This is a genomic window from Prevotella amnii CRIS 21A-A, assembly GCF_000177355.1.
Taxonomy (GTDB): domain Bacteria; phylum Bacteroidota; class Bacteroidia; order Bacteroidales; family Bacteroidaceae; genus Prevotella; species Prevotella amnii.
Genome location: NZ_ADFQ01000115.1, coordinates 1 through 2,970, shown reverse-complemented (window position 1 = coordinate 2,970; position 2,970 = coordinate 1). Strand labels below are relative to the sequence as shown.

4 protein-coding genes are annotated in these 2,970 nt (G+C 37.8%); all 4 read right to left on the bottom strand.

Annotated features, from left to right (window positions below; translation table 11 throughout):
* Positions 1–424 precede the first annotated feature (424 nt).
* The 4 genes from HMPREF9018_RS10430 to HMPREF9018_RS10420 all read right to left on the bottom strand — a co-directional run bounded on the left by HMPREF9018_RS10430 (position 425) and on the right by HMPREF9018_RS10420 (position 2,942).
* Positions 425–796 carry a single-stranded DNA-binding protein gene (locus HMPREF9018_RS10430; protein WP_039864949.1) on the bottom strand — a complete coding sequence of 124 codons (372 nt, stop codon included), beginning with the start codon at positions 794–796 and terminating at the stop codon, positions 425–427.
* A gap of 693 nt (positions 797–1,489) precedes the next feature.
* Positions 1,490–1,672, bottom strand: a complete 183-nt coding sequence (locus HMPREF9018_RS11060) for a hypothetical protein (protein ID WP_157794603.1) — start codon at positions 1,670–1,672, stop codon at positions 1,490–1,492.
* Positions 1,673–2,170: 498 nt separating this feature from the next.
* Entirely contained in the window at positions 2,171–2,359 is a 189-nt protein-coding gene (locus HMPREF9018_RS10425) for a DUF6722 family protein (protein WP_008451428.1), read from the bottom strand.
* 91 nt (positions 2,360–2,450) lie between these two features.
* The gene (locus HMPREF9018_RS10420) at positions 2,451–2,942 is read right to left on the bottom strand and encodes an LPD11 domain-containing protein (protein WP_039864948.1); all 492 of its coding nucleotides are present in this window, start codon (positions 2,940–2,942) and stop codon (positions 2,451–2,453) included.
* Positions 2,943–2,970: the final 28 nt, after the last annotated feature.

Sequence of the window (2,970 nt, the reverse complement as noted above, 5' to 3'; positions counted from 1 at the left end):
TAGAGACAAGATGAAAACTTAGATAAAAGGAAAAGTAAAGTAGAGAAAGTACCGTAGGTATATTATATAGGTGCATATACGTATAGACTTATATATGTATTGCTGCATAGACATCGGTATATAAAGGAATGGCACTCATCTTTAGATGTGTGCCTATTTCTTTCAATAAGTACAAAGCCATAGGCTTTGTCGTATACAGGGTTCCTCTCTCCCAAAGCAGCTCTGACCATAGGTCTGTGCTGTCTTATGCCTGATTAGATGCCATATGGCACTCAAAGAAAGGCATAAGAGGGTTTAAGAAAGCGTGCTTGCATGGAAATAGAATTAAGTCCACTGAAGAAGCCTGGTAAAGTCCATACAGATAACCTACAGACAAAAAAAAAGAGACCCTTCTTCAAGGATCTCCCTGCTAAGGTAAGGTTGTTTAAGCATTCTTTTTCTTCTTCTCCTCTTTAGGACCGTCTTGTTTTTTATTCCTGACACAAGCTGTAACCTTTGTGGCAATGTTCTTAAGAACCGTAACGTTCTTGCCGTCCTTGGTGTAGATCTCTGGCTTGAAAAAGCCCTCGACAGTTACTTCTTTGCCTTTTTTCAGCAGCTCCAGTGTAGCTGTATCTTCTTTCTTGACCCATGTTTCAAGGCTTAGAATAGAAGAGACGGTTACCGTCTCGTTACCTCTGCGCTCTGAATGTTTGATAATGATACCGAAGCGAGCGATGGCTGCCTTGTTGAAGTTTTTAACGTCTGCGTCTTTGCAGATGTAACCTGTAACTGAAAAATTGTTCATTGCGTTCATAACTTTATTTTTTTAAATTGATATTTATTTTACGTGCATAAAGAAGCAGGCAAGGAGAAGGTGTGCAAAGGCAAGGGATGACCGTTATTTTTTTCATCTTTGACCATGGAGTTTTTGGATCAGGAGCAACCGCACCCCAAAAACTTGAAAAAAATCACGAGGCAAGCCCAGAGGCGACCCTTGCAGAACACCGCTTGCGCTAACTTTGCAAAGGAAAATGAATGTCAGCTTATTTGAAAAATATAAAGAACGAGATGGATGATAGAAGTGGAAGGTACATGAAAAGATGCTACCAAAACTAAAAAGGCAGTCACTGCTTCAGGTGTCAAGAGAACATGCAGAGTATGGAGGATAAGACAAGGATGTTACCACCGTCAAGCCAGGAACACAAGTCTAGAAAGGAGTACAAATAAGACATCTCTGCCGAAAAAAGAATGAAGTACAAGAGAATAAAAAGAAATGAGAAGAGAGCCACTCCAAGAACAGCAAGAAATACCTCAAAAAAGTATTGCCACTAAAGATACGCTGTCAGAGAGAAAAAGCAAAACGATTCTTATAACAAGACGGTAAAGAAAAGAAAGCTGTACAACAATACAAAAGGGAGACTTAAAGAAGGGGCAACCTTATGAATAAATGTCTGCAAGGCTATCTGCATGGGCGTATGGGCGTATTGAAGTATATATAAGAATATGACTAAACAACAATATTAGAATACGTCAATAGGAGTATAAGTATATAGAGTAATATAGGGAAAGGGAAGTAAATCCAAATAGAACAATCGGCTGTGCCTGTTAAGTCTCTGCCATACCGCTCTCCCGAAGTCCCTTGAAAATCTCTGTCGAAATGTTTGGTAGAACATGAGACTGTGGTTTTCATGGGATTAAAACAGCACAGACTGTTTTAAGGGTTTCTGTGTAGCCTGTGTTCTGTAAGGAAGAAAGGAAAAGCCTATATGAGAAACATGCGTTCCTAATGATTTGCAGAACACTGGCTACACAGGAGGGTTATTAGAAAACGCTAAGGGAAAGTTAGAAATTCAAAACTTGCGATAGCGTGTTTTGATAGGTCAACAGAAAACCTTGTATACAATTTTTCTGCGGAAGTAAGATCTGAAAATAAAAGCGATACCAATAAATTTAAGATAAATAGTATAAACAAAAGAAATAGAGACTGTAGATAACCTCGGATAGGGTGTGGGGCGATAAGCCCCACCGACAAAAAGAGTATAAAAAAAGGAGGGAAATTCCCTCCTAAATGTTCCCTCAAAGTATTTATTTATGCTTTAGATTTCTCTTGTCCTGAATGTAGAAATACATTCCGCCAATATTAGCTATTGCGATGACGAAAATCATCATTAAAATTCCTGCGTTCATACTATTTCCCTTTCTTTTGTTTGTCCCTAATCAAGTATAATCCCCATCCAAGCGATACAGCGACGAGAATGAAAGCAATAGAATACAAATACCCCTTTTCTCTTATGTCACCTATCATAGAGCTTAGTATAACAGCTGTGGTGATGTACTTAGCTATATCCATCAGCCATTTACCAAATTCCTTTTTCATCTTGCAAATATAACATTAAAAAATTAAAAATACAATTCAAATCACGTAAAAAGATGGAATGTGTCAGGATTGGCACATTCCATTTAGGCTGTTATAAACTCATAGTCATTGCCTTTTGCTCTAATGTAGTAATATCTTCGATTGTACACCATTGCGGTTTCAAGTCCTCTGGGATTATGTCCCAACGTCTTTTCAACTCCTCGATAGTTTCCTCTATGGAGTTTCCCCATAGACCATGTTTATCGTTATGGTAGCGACAATCCTGTCTATCTTGCTCTTCGTTACCAGTCTTCCCAAGGTATGCAATCAAATCATGATATATTTTTGAAAGCATCATATATTTACCTCTACAATTGTACTCTCTTATATCCTTTTCAGTATAAGGATTTGTAATAACAAAGTTTCGCTTCAACTCAAAACCTGCTTCACCGTCCATGTCATCGGCTGGGCATGCCTTGTATAATGTTGTTGGGTTACTTTGTGGTGACAGCGATAAATCAAAAAAATGATTTCCCATATCATCCTTATAAACAGTGTAACCATTGTAATTAATTCCCATTCGTTGCAAAGTAATTGTTTCCATATCTCTATGTTTTTGAAGTTAATATTAA

Excerpts from the sequence above, each read along its gene's own strand:
- HMPREF9018_RS10420 (WP_039864948.1), bottom strand. The coding sequence starts at position 2,942 with ATGGAAACAATTACTTTGCAACGAATGGGAATTAATTACAATGGTTAC.
- HMPREF9018_RS10430 (WP_039864949.1), bottom strand. The coding sequence starts at position 796 with ATGAACGCAATGAACAATTTTTCAGTTACAGGTTACATCTGCAAAGAC.
- HMPREF9018_RS10425 (WP_008451428.1), bottom strand. The coding sequence starts at position 2,359 with ATGAAAAAGGAATTTGGTAAATGGCTGATGGATATAGCTAAGTACATC.
- HMPREF9018_RS11060 (WP_157794603.1), bottom strand. The coding sequence starts at position 1,672 with ATGAAAACCACAGTCTCATGTTCTACCAAACATTTCGACAGAGATTTT.